This window comes from Pseudomonas sp. E1MeOHC2 (assembly GCF_058745025.1).
Window position 1 is genome coordinate 104,301 of the sequence record NZ_CP196675.1, and the last position, 16,642, is coordinate 120,942.

Annotated in this window: 13 protein-coding genes; 6 read left to right on the plus strand and 7 right to left on the minus strand. The window is 63.4% G+C overall.

The genetic code is table 11. The annotated features are described in order from the left end of the window. Nucleotides 1-114: 114 nt before the first annotated feature. The 7 genes from ACSSU5_RS00425 to ACSSU5_RS00455 all read right to left on the minus strand — a co-directional run bounded on the left by ACSSU5_RS00425 (nt 115) and on the right by ACSSU5_RS00455 (nt 5,718). Nucleotides 115-1,014 carry a SphA family protein gene (locus ACSSU5_RS00425; RefSeq protein WP_264312784.1) on the minus strand — a complete coding sequence of 300 codons (900 nt, stop codon included), beginning with the start codon at nt 1,012-1,014 and terminating at the stop codon, nt 115-117. Between the two features lie 76 nt (nt 1,015-1,090). Continuing rightward, the gene (locus ACSSU5_RS00430; protein WP_492560357.1) at nt 1,091-2,152 is read right to left on the minus strand and encodes an NADH:ubiquinone reductase (Na(+)-transporting) subunit F; all 1,062 of its coding nucleotides are present in this window, start codon (nt 2,150-2,152) and stop codon (nt 1,091-1,093) included. A gap of 11 nt (nt 2,153-2,163) precedes the next feature. After that, nucleotides 2,164-2,523 (minus strand): phenol hydroxylase subunit P4, encoded by a 360-nt coding sequence (locus ACSSU5_RS00435; RefSeq protein ID WP_264312782.1) that lies wholly within the window; start codon nt 2,521-2,523, stop codon nt 2,164-2,166. A 73-nt stretch (nt 2,524-2,596) separates the two neighbouring features. Further along, entirely contained in the window at nt 2,597-4,111 is a 1,515-nt protein-coding gene (locus ACSSU5_RS00440) for an aromatic/alkene/methane monooxygenase hydroxylase/oxygenase subunit alpha (protein ID WP_492560358.1), read from the minus strand. Between the two features lie 32 nt (nt 4,112-4,143). Continuing rightward, nucleotides 4,144-4,413, minus strand: a complete 270-nt coding sequence (locus ACSSU5_RS00445) for an MmoB/DmpM family protein (protein WP_099428932.1) — start codon at nt 4,411-4,413, stop codon at nt 4,144-4,146. Next, nucleotides 4,410-5,405 carry an aromatic/alkene monooxygenase hydroxylase subunit beta gene (locus tag ACSSU5_RS00450; RefSeq protein ID WP_264312780.1) on the minus strand — a complete coding sequence of 332 codons (996 nt, stop codon included), beginning with the start codon at nt 5,403-5,405 and terminating at the stop codon, nt 4,410-4,412. The genes ACSSU5_RS00445 and ACSSU5_RS00450 overlap by 4 nt, the downstream gene beginning before the upstream one ends. Before the next feature lie 55 nt (nt 5,406-5,460). Continuing rightward, a complete protein-coding gene (locus tag ACSSU5_RS00455) occupies nt 5,461-5,718 on the minus strand; it encodes a phenol hydroxylase subunit (RefSeq protein WP_264312779.1) in 258 nt (85 codons plus the stop codon). 373 nt (nt 5,719-6,091) lie between these two features. On the opposite strand from ACSSU5_RS00455, the gene ACSSU5_RS00460 reads away from it, so the two are divergent. From ACSSU5_RS00460 to ACSSU5_RS00485, 6 genes are all read left to right on the plus strand, one after another. After that, the gene (locus tag ACSSU5_RS00460) at nt 6,092-7,795 is read left to right on the plus strand and encodes a sigma-54-dependent Fis family transcriptional regulator (protein ID WP_264312778.1); all 1,704 of its coding nucleotides are present in this window, start codon (nt 6,092-6,094) and stop codon (nt 7,793-7,795) included. A 167-nt stretch (nt 7,796-7,962) separates the two neighbouring features. After that, a complete protein-coding gene (gene catA, locus ACSSU5_RS00465; protein WP_492560359.1) occupies nt 7,963-8,883 on the plus strand; it encodes a catechol 1,2-dioxygenase in 921 nt (306 codons plus the stop codon). An 833-nt stretch (nt 8,884-9,716) separates the two neighbouring features. Continuing rightward, the gene (locus ACSSU5_RS00470; RefSeq protein WP_492560360.1) at nt 9,717-12,506 is read left to right on the plus strand and encodes an amino acid adenylation domain-containing protein; all 2,790 of its coding nucleotides are present in this window, start codon (nt 9,717-9,719) and stop codon (nt 12,504-12,506) included. A gap of 98 nt (nt 12,507-12,604) precedes the next feature. After that, a complete protein-coding gene (locus tag ACSSU5_RS00475; protein WP_264312775.1) occupies nt 12,605-13,135 on the plus strand; it encodes a sigma-70 family RNA polymerase sigma factor in 531 nt (176 codons plus the stop codon). A gap of 2 nt (nt 13,136-13,137) precedes the next feature. Then, nucleotides 13,138-14,085, plus strand: a complete 948-nt coding sequence (locus ACSSU5_RS00480; RefSeq protein ID WP_264312774.1) for a DUF4880 domain-containing protein — start codon at nt 13,138-13,140, stop codon at nt 14,083-14,085. Nucleotides 14,086-14,181: 96 nt separating this feature from the next. Further along, entirely contained in the window at nt 14,182-16,632 is a 2,451-nt protein-coding gene (locus tag ACSSU5_RS00485) for a TonB-dependent siderophore receptor (RefSeq protein WP_264312773.1), read from the plus strand. Nucleotides 16,633-16,642 lie beyond the last annotated feature (10 nt).

The window sequence follows — 16,642 nt, forward strand, 5'->3', positions numbered from 1 at the left end:
TGCCCCGCGAACACCGGCGAAGCCGGTGCCATGCACCGCGTAGCTCCATTCGCGGGACAAGCCCGCTCCCACAATGTGGACTGCCCCCAAGAGGCCGGGCAGTTTCCCTGAAAGTCAGAACGGCAACGTCAGCTTCACCCAGTACGCATCCCCTTGAGCACGGTTTCGCACTTCGGTTTCCTTCGACCATTTCGCAGTCACAAACCACCCTCCCTCGCCGCTGTACTTGATCGACGGCCCGATGGCGAAGCTGCGCCCTTTGTTGTCCTCGATACGCTCGCCATCCTGGCGGTCGTCGGTGGTCTGGCGGTAGTAATACCCCCCCACCCCCAACACCCACCCATTACCTAACCCCCACCCCACCGCATAATCGACATGAAACTCCTGCCCGGACCGGTAATCGGTATCCGGGTTGCTGCGGTTGAAGTCGTACATCACCTTGGCATCCAGGTTGAGCCCAGCGGGGTCGACGTAGCTCATCGCATACACCGGCTCGAACACCCAGTAGTTACGTCCGGGGTTGGCCAGGTCGTTTTTGTCGTAGCGGCCTGTGGGGGCAATCATGTCAAAGGCCAGGATGCTGTGGAACTTGTCGCTGTGGTGAAACCCCAGTGCCGGACCAAAAATCACGTCACCCAGGCCCTGGTTGTGCTGCGATTGGCCATTGAGCGAAACCTTCAGGTCCACCAGCGGCACAATCGCGTGCAGCGCTAGGCTGGCGCCAAACACCGTGTAGTCACTTACCCAGATCAGGCGGGGCACGATGGCATTGGCGCGCACGCGAAAGTCCACCGGCAGTTTGCTGCCGTCGTTACCACGCAGGTTGTCGGCCTCATAATGGTTGACGAACAACTGGCCATAGAAGCCCGGCGGCGGCATGGCGCCCGACATGTAGTTTTCGGCACCTAACGGGTAGGACGTACCGCCTCCCTCGGTGGCATGGGACAGGTTGGCAGCGCCGAACAGGGCGGCGCAGGCGCCAAGGCGTAGCAGGTGGGCAAGCTTCGGGTTCATCGGGTCAACCTTTGTTGTTGTTATCGGTCGGGTGCACGCCGGCGCCCCGCAGACGAGGTGCCGGGCAATGAGCCAGTCAGATGCGTTTGAACAGCGCCGAACGCTGACCTTCAGTGGCAGCGTCGGCAGCGCTGTAAAAGCGCTCCATGAAGATGTCGCGCTCGAACAGGCGGCCTTGCATCAGGCAGCTGATGGCGGCATCGATCATCGGTGGCGGGCCGCACAGGTAGGCCTTGTGGCCATTGAAGCGGCCGTCGAAATGTTGCCTGGCGGCGTCGTGCACATAGCCGCGCACACCCTGCCACTGCTCGTCCTCGGCTGCCTGGCTGAGGGCCGGCACATAACTGAAGTTGGCATGGCGGGCCGCCAGCGCCTCGAACAGATCGCGGTTGTACAGCTCGGCGCGGGTACGCGCCCCCTGGAACAAGGTGATGCGTCGCGTATCGCCCCGCGCCAGCAGGTCGAGAATCATCGATTGCGGGCTCGACAGCCCCGAGCCGCCCGCGATGAAAATCAAATCGCCCGGCTGCGAGCTGCGCACGAAGAACTGCCCGTAAGGGCCGGACAAGTCCAGTGCATCGCCTACCTTGAGCTGGCGGTGGATATGCCCGGTGGCCACGCCGCCTTCCACCAGGCGCACGTGCAACTCCACCTCGTCGGGCCGGTCGGGCGGGTTGGCCAGGGAGAACGCGCGCGTGCCTTCTATGCCAGGCAGTTGCAGGTTCACGTATTGCCCGGCCTGGAACGCCATCGGCCGGTCGAGCTTGAGGTGCACGCCGCGAATGGTCGGCGACAGCTCAACCAGCTGGGTGACCACGGCGCGGTAGTCCTGCACCGGCAAGCCGGCGAAGTCCGGGTCGACGTCGATGTCGGCCTCGATCACCAGGTCACTTTGCGGAATGGCACAACAGGCCAGCACCTTGCCCTCGTCGCGTTCCATGTCCATCAGGGCAAAGGAGGACGCCGCGCCCAGGTCGACCTCACCTTCCAGCACCTGGCACTTGCAGGTCGCGCAGGTGCCGTGGCCGCAGGCAAATGGCAGCCACACGCCCTGGCGCAGTGCAGCCTCGAGAATGGTCTGGCCCTCCTGCACCTCGATCTGCTCACCGGTGGGTTCTATGGTGACTTGATAGCTCATGGCAGCGCTCCTCAGTTATGGCTGCCGCCCAGGCCTTCGAGGCCGGGGGTATGCAGGTGCAGCAGGCTCTTGTGGACAACACCGTTGGCGGCCAGCCCACAAGACAGGTCAGGGGTGAACGGCTGTTCGTCCAGACGCCAGCGCACGGCAGCGAAATCGACCTGCGCGGCATCGGGGTGCAAGGCAATGGCCGGCTTGACCACCTGCTCGATGAAGTCCCCGAACGGCATTTCAGGGGCTACGGGCAGGGTGAAGGGGGCGCAGAACAGCAGGTGGTTTTCCCAGCACAGGTACACCAGCTGGGCACCGTGGAAGTTGGCCTGGCGGTCCAGGGGCTGGGCGGTGTATGTGCCGATGGCGGTCACGGGCATGGCAATGTTCCTCTTGTTCTTGTAAGGGCCAGGACGCGGCAAGGCGCCCTGGCATTTCAGCCGCTCCGACGCTTCAGCCGTGCTTGCGCTCGGCGCTCTGCAGCGCCTCCCAGCGCTGTTGCTCGGGCGAGCCTTGGTACTCGAAGTTGTCTTGGCCGGGGGCGATGTTGTAGTAGTCGCGCACCACCGCCTCGACATCGCCGCCGCCGCAGTTGCCCTGCAGGATCTGGTGCACCGGCAGCCACGCCTGCACGTACTTTTCTGGCTCGTAGGCGAAGATGTCGCAGCAGCCGTCGGAGCAGAAGTGGTAGCGCTCGCCTTCGTGCACCAGGCTGCGGTGGCTCAGCTGCGTCGGCGCATCCGGCTCGGTGAAGGCCAGCGGGATCTGGCAGATCTGGCAGAGCATCGGCAGGGTCGGGTTGTAGAAGCGCTCGCCGCGCGCCTGCAGGTCACGCCAATGCTCGTAACGCGGCCGGTAGTAGCGGTCGAAGGTGTCCGGGTACTTGGCCGACAGCCAGTCCAGTTCCTCGTCGGTGGGGATCCAGGTATGGAAGTTGGTGGCCTGGCTGTACTGGTAGAAGATCGACCAGGCCTGGTGGGTGATGTGTTCCTTGCCGATGGTGGTCTGCTCGACGTACTTCGGCGGGCGGATGCCATAGCGCTCCAGGTCCTTGAACAGCGCGCCGCCGGCCTGCTCGAAGTACACCTCCCAGGCCTCGGCCCAGGACATCACTTTGTTCGGCAGCATGTAGTCCATCATCATCCCGACCAGGGTCAGCAGCCGGTAGCCACGCCAGAACCATTTGTCGATCCAGCGCTGGACGATCGGCACGTTGTCCTCGTGCTGCTCAAGCAGGAACTTGATCACCTCCAGTCCCAGGGTCATGTGCCGGGCCTCGTCGGACTGCGCCGAGAAGCCGAACGTTACCGTGGCCATGTCGCCGTTGAACGCGGCACCCGACATGAACGGCACGAACAGCAAGTTGGTCAGCACGTATTCGAAGGAGAACGAGATGGCCGTGAGGAACTCGAACGGGCCAGCCGTGCGGGCATCCTCGAAGAACGACTTGGGTACCGAGAGGAACCACACCCGGTCGTGCATGTGGGCAAAGTCATGCAGGCCGTTGAAGTGCTTGTTGTAGTGGCTCATCGCGTGCACCTGGGTCTGCACGTGGCGCAGCTCGTCGATCGCCTGCATCTGGCAGGCCACCCGCGCACCGGCACCGCTAAAGTGCCGGCCGACCCGGGCGAACCCCTGGTAAGCCTGATATTCCAATGGTGTGACGCCGCTGAGAAACAGCTTCAGGGCATTGACGTAGCGGGCATCGGAGATGTTCTGATGGCCGTTGTTCTGGGCGAAGGCATCGAAGATCGCATACAGCTTCTTCTCTTTTTCGGCCTGGTATTTCCAGTAGGCGTCCATGGTCAGGCGGAAGGGGTCTTCCCACTTGTCCCAGTCGGTGATCTTGATGCCCTCGAAGCGCTCGTAAGGGTAGATCGCGTCTTTGCTCTGGTAGCTTGGTTCCCAGCCCAGGTCACGGGTTAGGCAGCGGTATTTGTCTTTCTGGTTGAGGCGTTTGGCGGCCATGGTGGTACTCCGGATTCTTGTCGTTGTGCGGATCAGTTCCAGTGCAGGGCGAAGCAGTCTTCGTCTTCCTCGACGTTGCCGCCCAGGGTGATCACGTCGATCAGCATTTCCTGCACGTCCCATTCACGGCCGGTCTTTTCTTCCACCGTGGCGCGGTGGATTTCCAGGCGCCCTTCGGCCTGCACGCGGATCATCGCGGGTTGGTGCTGGACCACGGCGTGCGGGTTGTCCTGGGTAATGGCCTCGACGATGTAGCGGGCGCTGTCGTTGTCCTGGAAGGCGATGTACACAAGGGAAGTCATGCGGCGTCTCCGTTGAGGCCGAGCTTTTTCAGGCGTGCGCCAAAGGCGCTGTCGATGGCATCAAGGGCGTCGCGGCCAGGGCCGGCTTCGGCCAGGGGCAGCAACGCTTGCAGTGCGCGCACACGCCACTGGGCCACCCAGCCTTCGATCAGCGCACGGTTGTGCGGGCTCTCTGCAACCACGGTCTTGACCAGCGCATCGACCCAACGTTGGCTCTCGGCAAACCACAGGCGCATGAACTCGGTGAGCATGCCGACCTGCCCTGCCCCGGCGGCCACCAGTTGTGCATCGAAGTGCTCGAACAGCAGCGGGTACAGCAAGCCGTCACTGACCAGGTTCTGGGCGAGGGTCAGTTCGAACCAGTCCTGCACCACCAGGCTGTCTTCCACATAACGGCGCAGCCCCTGCCAAGCTGGCTCGTCCAACCAGCGCTGCTTGGCCTCGGCCAGCAGCGCGAGGCCGTCGTCTTCGAGCAGCAGGCCAATGCGCGACAGGTACTGGGCGATGGCCAGGCGGTCCATGGCCTGGAACATGTGCATCTGGGTGACGCTGGTGGCGAAGGCATCGGCGGCAATGCCGCTGTTGTTCATGTTGGCGCCCAGCTCGGCGTGGCGCAGCGGCAGCAGCAGCCGGGCGATCAGGGCGCGGGTCGCCTCGGGCAGGCTGGCCAGCAGTTCGCGCTTTTCGCAGAAGGCGAAGCTGTGCTCGGCGTTCTCCTGCATCCGTGCCCGGGCCTGCACGTAGGGGCCGTAGTAGTACTGGCGCGGGTCGCTGACGGTGTACCAGTCGGCCATGCACACGGCGGTGCGGCTGGGGTCGTTGAGCAGCTTGTCGGGCTGCCACAGCGGGCGGTAGTGGAAGTTGCTGGCGGCTTCGATGTCGAAGCTGGCCTCCTGGTAGCGGCTGGCAGGCTTGTCACCGAAACGCCGGCGGGTGTGGCTGAAGGTCTGGCGGATCGGCTCGACCGTGGCCGTCTTGATCTCGATACTCATGCAAGGCGTCCTGTACTTGTTGTTGTGGGGAAGCAATGCGCCGTCGAACGGCGCTTCAGTCGTTTTCGTCGTGGCGCTCGCCGTAGCGCCACTTCTGCATGTCGGCATCGACGGCAGCGGCCATCGCGGCGTCCATGTGCAGCACCCGGTTGCTCTCGCAGAAGCGCTCGAAGGCGGCGCGTGGCAGGACCAGTTCGACGAACAGGTCCGGGTAAGCGATGGCAAAGTCGAACTCGACAAAGGCGGCGTCCGCTTCGCTGCGTACCCGGACGTAGCGCGGCATCTGCTCGAAGGGCGTAGTGGCTGGGGTCATGCGGTTGTGCTCCGGTAGGGCTTGCAAGGGTTAGAGCAACCGCTGTGCCAGGCCTGTCTCCAGAGCCGAAAAAACAATCTAATTAATTGTTTTAAAACAGTTTTTTTGTTTTTGAAAAATTGAGCCGCAGCGCGTTCACCAACCCGACGCGCCCGCTCGATTGATCATTTGCTCAATCGCGCAATGGCACTTCGAGCAAATGACCAACACGACCTGCGATTGACTTTTGCGCAGGTTTCAGGCGGTTTAGAAAGAAGAGATGACCCGGGCCTTGCCTGAATCACCGAGGTCGTCCCGGCGCGACCATCACCCGCCCTTGCCTGAGCGGGACGCGCCGATTCCCCATACAACTACAACCAAGGGGCGCACGCGAATGATTACCCAGTACAGGGCGCCGGAACCTGCACCGGCGCTGAAGGACCTCACCGAACGGGTGCGCTTCCTCGGCACCGAAGGCAAGATCTGGCTGGACGAGCAGCGCATGCTGCTGGTGCAGGCGGCGATGATGGCCGGCATGCGCCGCGAGCTGATCGAGATGCTCGGTGTGGAGCGCGCCAAGGGCTTCTTCCTGCGCCTGGGCTACCAGTCCGGCCTCAAGGACGCCGAGCTCGCACGCAAGCTACGCCCCACTGGCAACCCGGTGGAGATGTTCTTCATCGGCCCCCAGTTGCACTCGCTCAAGGGCATGGTCAAGGTCCGCCCGTTGCAGCTGGAGATCGACCTCGACAACGGCCATTTCTACGCCGACATCGAATGGCAGGACTCCTTCGAAGTGGAGAACTGCCAGCAGGAAAACCTGCATTCCGAGCAGCCGATCTGCTGGATGCTGCTGGGTTACGCGATCAGCTACAGCTCGTTCTTCCTCGGCCGCCAGGTGCTGTACAAGGAGGTCAGTTGCCGCGGTTGCGGCGCCAGCGAGTGCCGCATCATCGGTAAGCCGGTGGAGCAATGGGACGACGCTGAAACCTTCATGCGCTACTTCCAGAGCGACCCGGTGATCGACGAGTTGCAATCCTTGCAGGTGCAGGTGGCGAACCTGCGCCAGCGCCTGCAGTACGAGTCGGGGCAGTTCTACGGCATCGGCCAGTCGGCGGTGTACCGGCGCTGCTGCGCGCTCACCGACAAGGTCGCCTCGGGCAAGGCTTCGGTATTGCTGCTGGGCGAAACCGGCGTCGGCAAGGAAGTCATCGCCCGCAGCCTGCACCTGCGCAGCGAGCGCGCTGGCGCGGCGTTCGTGGCGCTGAACTGCGCGACGATACCGCCCGACCTGATCGAGGCCGAACTGTTTGGGGTCGAGAAAGGCGCCTACACCGGCGCCCAGCAGGCACGCATGGGCCGTTTCGAGCGGGCCAACGGCGGCACCCTGTTCCTTGACGAAATCATCGAGCTGACGCCACGCGCCCAGGCCAGCCTGCTGCGGGTACTGCAGGAGGGCGAGCTGGAACGGGTGGGCGACAGCCGCACGCGGCAGGTGGATGTGCGGGTCATCGCCGCCACCCACGAAGACCTGGAGCAAGCTGTCAAGGACGGGCGTTTCCGCGCCGACCTGTTCTACCGGCTGAACGTGTTCCCGGTGCGTATCCCCGCGCTGCGCGAGCGCCGCGAGGACATTCCGCTGCTCATCGAGCACTTCCTCGGGCGCCTGCATGAAAGCTACGGCAAGAAAACCCGCGGCCTCAGCGACCGGGCCATGGAGGTGTGCCTGCACTACGACTGGCCGGGCAACATTCGCGAGCTGGAAAACCTCATGGAGCGCGGTGTGATCATCACCGATGAGAACCAGAGCATCGGCCTGGATGCGCTGTTCCCCCATGCACCGCCCGCCATCGACAGCATCGGCCTTGGCAGCGATGGCCGGCTGGTGGCGGCGAGCGACCAAGCCACGCCAGGCTGGGTAGCGCAGATTTTCGACAGCGGCACCGGCCTGGATGCGGTCGAGGAGGCACTGATGCAGGAGGCCATGACACGCTGCCGGCAAAACGTTTCGGAAGCGGCGCGGCTGCTCGGCATGACCCGCCCTGCCCTGGCTTATCGGCTGAAAAAAACACCGGGCGAAAGCGTGGCCGGCAAGGCTTGAGCATTTGGACAAAAGGCGTGGCGCGGGTTGATCAAATGATTGAGCGCGCAACACCGGCTACCGTGTCTAAAACAAATACTTTCTTAAATATCAGTTAGTTATAAACATGGCATCGCATTTGCTGTACGCAGTTCACCGCAATAACAACAACGACCGGTGAGGCAACCATGACTGTAGCGATTTCCCAATCACCTGATGTACGGGCCTTCTTCGAAAAAGCGGCGGGTTTTGGCAGCGACCAGGGCAACCCGCGGCTCAAGCAGATCGTACTGCGCCTACTGCAAGACAGCGCAAAGCTGATCGAAGACTTGGCCATCAGCGACGATGAGTTCTGGACAGCCGTCGACTACCTGAACCGCCTGGGTAGCCGCAGCGAAGCCGGCCTGTTGATGGCGGGCCTTGGCCTGGAGCACTTTCTCGACCTGCTCAGCGATGCCCGCGATGCCCAGACCGGCCACACCGGCGGCACTCCACGCACCATCGAAGGCCCTTTGTATGTGGCGGGTGCGCCGCTGTGCGAGGGCGAGGCGCGGCTTGACGACGGGCGCGACCCGGGCCTGCCGATGCTGCTCGAAGGCCAGGTGCTGGACCTGGACGGCACGCCAATCAGCGGTGCGATCGTCGATGTGTGGCATGCCAATACCCAAGGCCTGTATTCCTACTTCGACTCCAGCCAGTCGGACTACAACCTGCGCCGCCGCATCCGCACCGATGCCCAGGGGCGCTATCGCGCCCGCAGCATTGTGCCCAGCGGTTACGGCTGCCCCACCGACGGCCCGACCCAAGCCTGCCTGGACCAGTTGGGCCGCCACGGCCAGCGCCCGGCGCACATCCACTTTTTCATCAGCGCGCCGGGGTATCGCCACCTGACCACGCAGATCAACTTGTCGGGCGACGAGTACCTGTGGGACGACTTTGCCCATGCCACCCGCGATGGGTTAGTAGGGGAGGTTGAGATGCTTGAAGCTGCGCTGTCTGGGGTGAGTGGCCGCGTGGCACGGATTGCCTTCAGCTTCCAATTGCAGCAGGCGACGGTGGCCGACGACGAGCAACGCAGCCAGCGGCCACGGGCGTTGCAGGCCGGTTGAGGTTTTGGGTCTGCTCAGGAGCCCATTCCGATTCATTTAGCAGAGAACTCTGTGGGGGCAACTGGCAACTCTGTGGGAGCGGGCTTGCCCCGCGAACACCGGCGAAGCCGGTGCCATGCTCCGCGTGGCCCCCTTCGCGGGGCAAGCCCGCTCCCACAAGACCTGTGTTATCTGCCACTGTTCTCTGTGCGACAGCGCAGCCCCAAGAGGCTGGGCAGTCTCCCATAAAACAAAAACTTAACTCTGTGGGAGCGAGCTTGCCCCGCGAACACCGGCGAAGCCGGTGCCATGCTCCGCGTGGCCCCCTTCGCGGGGCAAGCCCGCTCCCACAAGACCTGTGTTATCTGCCACTGTTTTCTGTGCGACAGCGCAGCCCCAAGAGGCTGGGCAATCTCCCATAGAACAAAAACTTAACTCTGTGGGAGCGGGCTTGCCCCGCGAACACCGGCGAAGCCGGTGCCATGCTCCGCGTGGCCCCATTCGCGGGCAAGCCCGCTCCCACAATGACCAATGTTATCTGCCACTGTTCTCTGTGCGACAGCGCAGCCCCAAGAGGCTGGGCACTCTCCCATAGAACAAAAACTTAACTCTGTGGGAGCGGGCTTGCCCCGCGAACACCGGCGAAGCCGGTGCCATGCTCCGCGTGGCCCCATTCGCGGGGCAAGCCCGCTCCCACAAGACCTGTGTTATCTGCCACTGTTCTCTGTGCGACAGCGCAGCTCAGCTAGGCGTCGACGCAAATAGCGCACGTGCATTGGCGCCATTCGTTGGCCTGCACTAGCGTTGTGCTATCCAGCCAGCCACCTGCCGTTGATGCGGAGCGAACACACAACATGCCGGATATGCGCCCGAACCCGACGCTGAGCCTTGAGTACCGTGCCGAGCGGCCGATCTTCCAGGCCTTTGTGGAGCAGGCGAGTCGCTCGCCCGATGCCACCGCCATCATCGCCCATGAGGCTACCTGCAGCTATCGACAACTTGAGCAGATCAGCCAGGGAATCGCCACCTTTCTACTCGAAAACGGCGCCATCAGCTCCGATCGCGTTGTGATTTTCGCTAGCCGCGGCGCAGCCTTGGTGTATGCCATGCTCGGCGCCTTGCGCGCCGGGCTGACCTTCACCGTCGCCGACGCCGCTTACCCTGCTGCGCGTATCGGGCAGATCATCCGCACACTCGAACCTGCCTTTGTGTTGCGCTGTGGCGACGCTGACGTCGAGCCTGGCCCCGCACGCCTCGTCAACGTGCCGCACGCCCCTGTCGAAGCGCTGCAACACTTTGCAAGGCCGTCGCCCCTGCCCGAAGTCAGCCCCGCGCAGCCGGCCTACATCACCTTCACCTCAGGCAGCACGGGCGAACCGAAGGGCATCGTCACCCATCACGCCCCGCTGGTGCATTTCATCGACTGGCATGTCCAGCACCATGGTTTCACCCAAGACGACTGCTTTTCACTGCTTTCCGGCCTGGGCCATGACCCGGTTTACCGGGATGTGTTCACGCCGCTGTCGATTGGCGCAACAATCATTTGCCCGGCCCAGTCAACCCTGACCGACCCGTCGCGCCTGGCCGCCTGGATCCACGACCACGGCGTGTCCGTCATTCACCTCACTCCACCCCTGGGCAAGTTGATCGAAACCGGCGCGCGGATGAACGGGCAAGTGTTCGAGCGCCTGCGCTACCTGTTCTGGGGCGGCGATGCCCTCAGCCCTACCCTGTACCAGCAGATCTGCGCCATTGCGCCAAACGCCACCAGCGTGAACTTCTACGGCACCACCGAAACACCACAGGCCATGGCCTTCCACGTACTCGACCCGCACGCGGACAACGCCAGAGTCCCACTGGGCAAAGGCATAGACGGCGCGCAACTGTTGGTGGTCAACGAGGCCAACCGCTTGGTCGAGGCGGGTGAAGTCGGGGAAATCCTGATCCGCAGCCCCTACCTGTCGCTGGGCTATTGGGGTGACCCGGCGCTGACCCAAGAGAAGTTCGTGGCAAACCCATTCACCGGCGCCACGGCCGACCGCTGCTACCGCACCGGCGACCTGGGCACCTACCTGGCCGATGGCAGCGCCAGCTTCCTGGGGCGCGGCGACAGCCAGGTGAAGATTCGCGGCCATCGCATCGAACTGGCCGAAATCGAAAACACCATCACTCGGCACCCACGCATCAAGCAATGCGTGGTGCTGGCCAACCATGACAACGCGATGGTCAGGCTGGTCGCCTATTGCGTTGCCGAACAGCCACTCGCGACCGCTGACCTGCGCCAGGCCATCGCGGGCATGCTCCCCGACTACATGGTGCCGGCGATGTTCCTATTCGTGCCCAGCATCCCACTCACACCCAACGGCAAGATCGACAAACGCGCCTTGCCGGCAGCTTTCGATGACAGCACCTCTGGGGCCACGCAGGCGCTGTCACCGCTGGCGTTGAAACTCACCGAGGCCTGGGCGCAGATACTTCAGGCCCCTCGCATCGATGCCCGTCTTACCTTCGTCGAACTCGGCGGCGACTCCTTGTCGTTCGTGCGCGCCTCGATGGTGCTGGAAGAACTGATCGGCCACCTGCCGGATCGCTGGGAGATGATCCCGGTACAGGACCTGGCCGAACTGGCCGAGCAAAACACCAAGGCCAGCAAGTGGTCGATGCGGGTCATGGAGGTGCCGGTTTTCCTGCGGATGATCGCCATCATCCTGATCGTCGTCGGGCACTTGAATGTGTTTTCCGAATGGCGGATCGCAGGCGAAACGTCGGTGCTGTTCCTGATCTCCGGCATCAGCCTGGCCAGGTTCCAGTTCAAGGCCATCGATGAACGCGGCGATGCGCGCATGCTGCTCAAGTCCCTGGCCGCCATCGCGGTGCCGACCCTTCTGTACACGGTCTTGGTGCAGGCGCTGTTCGACCGGGTGCACTGGCAATCACTGCTGTTGATCTCCAACTGGTTCACGCAGGACAAGGTGGGGGTCTTCAATTACTGGTACATCGAAGTCTTGGTGCAGATGCTGCTGATCCTCGGCGTCGTCCTGTCGTTCAAGCGTGTGCGCCAGGCGATCATCGCCAACCCGTTTCGCTGCCTGGTCACGGCCTCCTGTGTGCTGGTGGCGGCGGATGTGCTGCTCAGCCGCTTCGTGTTCGACGCCACGGCACTGCTCAACCGGGTGCCTCAGCACTACCTGGCAGTCATGGTGCTGGGCATGGCCATTCACTACGCCGACACCCCGCTGCGCAAAGCGGTCGCCAGTGCGGTGGCGGTGCTGCTGATCGCCGAGTTGGACCTTGTGGCCATTGCCGGCATCGGCTGGCAGGCGTTTGCCCGTTACATCGATATTGCCCTGCCGGCGATGCTCGCCTTGATCTGGTTCCGCTCGGTGCCCGTGCCGGGCGCGGTCGCCAGGGCAGGCGCGATGATCGCGTCGTCAACCTTGTTCATCTACCTGACGCACTTCCAGTTCCAGTCGCTGGCAAAGCGCATCTTCGATCAACCGGTATTCGCGGTGGTGCTGGCCATTGTCGGTGGCGTGGTGGTGACGTACTGCTGGAACACGCTGACCCGGCTCGTACTGACACGCTTCAGTGGGGGCCGGAAAGCGCGCGGCGCGCAGGCCGTGGAACGCGCGACCTCCCCGTGAGCCTGTGGCACTGTCGGCCCGCTGGTCATTGCCAAGCCTGAAACAGTTTGCATAAAATGCGAACCATTAACATTTGCAACTCTTTTCAGGCGGCATGGATGAGCACCCCGGACGTAGCCCTTAATTCCCAGGTCAGCCAGCTCTACCGTGCGCAGAGCAAGTGGCTGCACGGTTGGCTGAAACCACGGGTCAACTGCACCCACCTGGCCGCTGACCTTGTGCAGGACGTGTTCGTTCGCGTCATGTCTGCAGCCGATGCCGCGGCCAAGCTCGAGGCGGTCCGCGAACCCAAGGGCTACCTGGCCACCATCGCCCGTCGCCTGATGATCGATCACCTGCGCCGCGTGCACCTGGAACGGGCCTGGCTGCAGGTGCTGGCCGAGCAACCCGAAGCGTTGGACATCTCTGCGGAACAACGGCTGTCGCTGTTGCAAACGTTGTTCGAACTCGATGCGATGCTGGCAGCACTCGGCGCCAACGTGCGTGAAGCGTTCTTGCTCTCGCAGGTCGATGGCATGCCCTACAAACACATCGCCACCCAGCTGGGCATCTCTGAAGTGACGGTGCGCCGCTACGTTGCCAAGGCGGCCGAGCACTGCATGATCTACAGCCTGACCCACGGCCAGTGAACATGGCCCTGAGTGCCGAGCAACTCGCCGCCCTGCGCCAGGCCGCGCACTGGTATAGCCAACTCAACAGCGGTGAGGCGCAGCCCAGTGACTACAGTGCCTGGCAGGCGTGGCTGAACGCGGCCCCTGCCCATGCCTGGGCATGGCAGCAAGCCGAGCGTTTGCAAACACGCATGAGCTCAACCCACAACCCGGCAACGACGCGCGTGCTGTCGGTCGCGGCGCACGGCCGCCACGCCAGCCGCCGCCGTGTGGTCAAGGCCGGCCTGGTGCTGCTCGGTGGCAGTGCACTGGGCGTGGGCAGCTACCGCGAAATGCAGCACTCAACCCTGTTTGCAGACGTGCGCAGTCGCGTGGGCGAACAACGTTGGCTGAACCTGAAAAACGGCAGTACGGTGCTGCTCAACAGCGCCTGCGCAGTGGATATCGATGAGACCCGCGAACAACCTTACGTGCGCCTGCGCCAAGGTGAAATCATGGTCACCGTCCCGCCGCAGCAACGTTGCAGCGTAGTGACCAGGCACGGCCTCGTAGACGCTGGCCAAAGCCGCTTTGCCGTGCGCGTGCTCGATGACACCAGCAAGCTCGATGTGTTTGGCCAGCAGGCACGGGTGACGCTGGCTTCAGGCCAGGCCATGGCGGTGAACGCCGGCCAGAGCCGCCAGTTCGATGGCCAGGGCTTTTCTGCTGTAGAAGCGCTCGCCAGCACCGCAGACGCCTGGGAACGAGGCTTGCTGATCGCCAATGACCAACGCCTCGACACCTTCATCAACGAGCTGTCCCGATACCGGCCAGGTTGGCTGCACTGCGCCCCCTCGGTGGCTGGCCTGCGCATCAGCGGCACCTACCGGCTCAATGATACCGACCAGATCCTGCGGGCACTGGCCACTTCCCTGCCGGTGCACGTGCACACCCGCACCCGTTTCTGGATAACCATCACCGCCGCGTAAAAAAATACCCAATGCCTGATCACTTTGCCGCGGCTCATCCGACTCATAGGTAACCCCAGCCCTGGCTGATTCTTTACCTCCCAGAGAAACTCGACGATGACCTGCCGCTTCACTCTCAGGCCCTTCAGCGCGCCCGACCTGCGCACCTGCCTGCTGCTGACTGCACTGCTCGGTGGGCCGGGCGCAGCCTGTGCCGCGCAAGCGCATGACTATCACCTGCCGCAGGGCGACCTGGGCGAGACGCTGACCCAGTTCGCCGCCGAGGCGGGCATCGTCCTGTCGTTCGACACCCAATGGACGCGCGGTAAGCGCTCCCCGGCCTTGAATGGCCACTACCCGGTGGACCAGGCGCTGCAGATTCTGCTGAGCGGCACAGGCTTGCAAGCCATTCGGGAAAGCGACGGCCGCTACTCGCTGCTGCTCACCGCCAAGCAAGGTGACGTGGTGGAGTTGGCCCCCAGCCGCATCGACAGCCAGGGCCTGGGCAACATCACCGAAGGCACCGGCGCCTACACCACCGGTGGCTCGACCACCGCGACCAAGCTGCCGCTGACCCTGCGCGAGACGCCGCAGTCCGTCAGCGTGATTACCCGCCAGGCCATCGACGACCACGGTTCGCAAGACATCGGCGAAGTCCTGCGCAATACCCCTGGGGTTTCGGTGCAGGCCTACGACAGCGAGCGCATGGAGTATTCCGCGCGCGGCTTTGCCATCACCAACTACCAGTACGATGGTGTCAACACCATCTATGACGGCGTGTACGACGAGGGCGCGACCCATGTCGACATGGCCGCCTACGACCGTGTCGAAGTCATCAAGGGCGCAACCGGGTTGATGACAGGTTCCGGCGACCCTTCTGCCACAGTCAACCTGATCCGCAAGAAGCCCACCCACGACTTCAAGGCCTCGATCACCGCCAGCGCCGGTTCCTGGGACAACTACCGCACCGAAGGTGACATCTCGGGCTCGCTCAACGCCACCGGCAGTGTGCGTGGCCGCTTCGTCGGCGCGTACCAGGACCGCAAGTCCTACCTGGATCACTACCAACAGAAGAAAGACGTCTACTACGGCATTCTTGAAGCCGACCTGACGCCCGACACGCTGCTGACGTTCGGCGTCGACAACCAGACCACCACGCCGCGCGGCTCCTCCTGGACCGGTAACCCGGCGTACTTCTCCGACGGTAGCCGCACCGACTTCTCACGCGCACACAACCCAGGGGCCGACTGGAGCCGCCGCGACTTCCAGGCCACCACCTACTTCGGCTCGCTGGAGCAAGCACTGGCCAATGACTGGAAGGTCAAGCTCAGCCTCAACCACATGATCAGCGACCATGACACGCGCCTGGCCTCAGCCAGCGGTGGCAACCCCAACCCCGCGACCGGCGAAGGCATGTTCTTCTACTGGGGGCGCTGGGAAGGGCACCGTGTGCAGAACACCGCAGACCTGAACGTCTCCGGGCCGTTCACCCTCTTTGGCCGTCAGAACGACCTGGTTGCAGGCTTCATGACCTCGCACTCGCGCCAGACCGGTGACACCTACGACGGCAGTGCCTTCGCCCAAGTCCCGGGTTCGATCTTCGACTGGAACGGCAAGATCCCGGTACAGGAATTCCCGAAAAACGGCGACTACACCACCACCCAGAGCCAGAACGGCGCCTACGTGGCCACCCGCCTGAGGCCCACCGACAACCTCTCGGTGATCCTCGGCACCCGGGTCAGCACCTTCAAGTACAACGATGACCAGGACTTCTACCCAACCTCGCCCCTGGACGACACCCACGCCAGCTACAAGCAACACGGCGTGGTCACCCCGTACGCCGGCGTGGTCTATGACCTGGACGACACTTACTCGGTGTACGCCAGCTACACCTCGATCTACCAGCCGCAAGTCTACAAGGACGTCAATGGCGCCACCCTCGACCCCGTGGAAGGCGATGGTTATGAAGCAGGCCTGAAGGCGGCCTATTTCGATGGCAGGCTGAACGCCACCCTGGCGTTCTTCCGTATCGAGCAGGACAACGTCGCCTCGTCCGTCGGCACCAACCCAGTCACCAACGAGGGCATCTACACCGCCATCGACGGTGCCACCACCCAAGGCGTCGAACTGGAGCTGGCCGGCGAACTGGCCCCAGGCTGGAACATCACCGCCGGTTACACCTACGCCCGCACGCGCGACGCCGACGACAACCGCCTGTTCGGCTTCCCACTGGCGACCACCAAGCCTGAGCATGTGGCGCGGCTGTTCAGCACCTACCGGCTGCCCGGCGCCCTGGACCGCGTCACCGTCGGCGGTGGGCTACGTTGGCAGAGTGGGTTCTACGGCAATATCTACAGCCCGACCGCCAACGACTACACGCGCATCAAGCAAGGCGGCTACACCCTGGTGGACCTGATGACCCGCTACCAGTACAGCGAGCACCTGAGCTTCACGGTCAATGCCAACAACGTGTTCGACAAGGTGTACCTGACCGGGCTTGGCAACTTCGAGACCACCTACTACGGCGAGCCACGCAACCTGATGGTCACCACCCGCTGGGACTTCTGAGCCGGTCCTG

What these genes read in the sequence shown, in the direction of transcription:
- ACSSU5_RS00425 (WP_264312784.1), bottom strand. Translation starts at nt 1,014, where the DNA reads ATGAACCCGAAGCTTGCCCACCTGCTACGCCTTGGCGCCTGCGCCGCC.
- ACSSU5_RS00460 (WP_264312778.1), top strand. Translation starts at nt 6,092, where the DNA reads ATGATTACCCAGTACAGGGCGCCGGAACCTGCACCGGCGCTGAAGGAC.
- catA (WP_492560359.1), top strand. Translation starts at nt 7,963, where the DNA reads ATGACTGTAGCGATTTCCCAATCACCTGATGTACGGGCCTTCTTCGAA.
- ACSSU5_RS00440 (WP_492560358.1), bottom strand. Translation starts at nt 4,111, where the DNA reads ATGGCCGCCAAACGCCTCAACCAGAAAGACAAATACCGCTGCCTAACC.
- ACSSU5_RS00455 (WP_264312779.1), bottom strand. Translation starts at nt 5,718, where the DNA reads ATGACCCCAGCCACTACGCCCTTCGAGCAGATGCCGCGCTACGTCCGG.
- ACSSU5_RS00485 (WP_264312773.1), top strand. Translation starts at nt 14,182, where the DNA reads ATGACCTGCCGCTTCACTCTCAGGCCCTTCAGCGCGCCCGACCTGCGC.
- ACSSU5_RS00470 (WP_492560360.1), top strand. Translation starts at nt 9,717, where the DNA reads ATGCCGGATATGCGCCCGAACCCGACGCTGAGCCTTGAGTACCGTGCC.
- ACSSU5_RS00450 (WP_264312780.1), bottom strand. Translation starts at nt 5,405, where the DNA reads ATGAGTATCGAGATCAAGACGGCCACGGTCGAGCCGATCCGCCAGACC.
- ACSSU5_RS00435 (WP_264312782.1), bottom strand. Translation starts at nt 2,523, where the DNA reads ATGCCCGTGACCGCCATCGGCACATACACCGCCCAGCCCCTGGACCGC.
- ACSSU5_RS00475 (WP_264312775.1), top strand. Translation starts at nt 12,605, where the DNA reads ATGAGCACCCCGGACGTAGCCCTTAATTCCCAGGTCAGCCAGCTCTAC.
- ACSSU5_RS00445 (WP_099428932.1), bottom strand. Translation starts at nt 4,413, where the DNA reads ATGACTTCCCTTGTGTACATCGCCTTCCAGGACAACGACAGCGCCCGC.
- ACSSU5_RS00430 (WP_492560357.1), bottom strand. Translation starts at nt 2,152, where the DNA reads ATGAGCTATCAAGTCACCATAGAACCCACCGGTGAGCAGATCGAGGTG.
- ACSSU5_RS00480 (WP_264312774.1), top strand. Translation starts at nt 13,138, where the DNA reads ATGGCCCTGAGTGCCGAGCAACTCGCCGCCCTGCGCCAGGCCGCGCAC.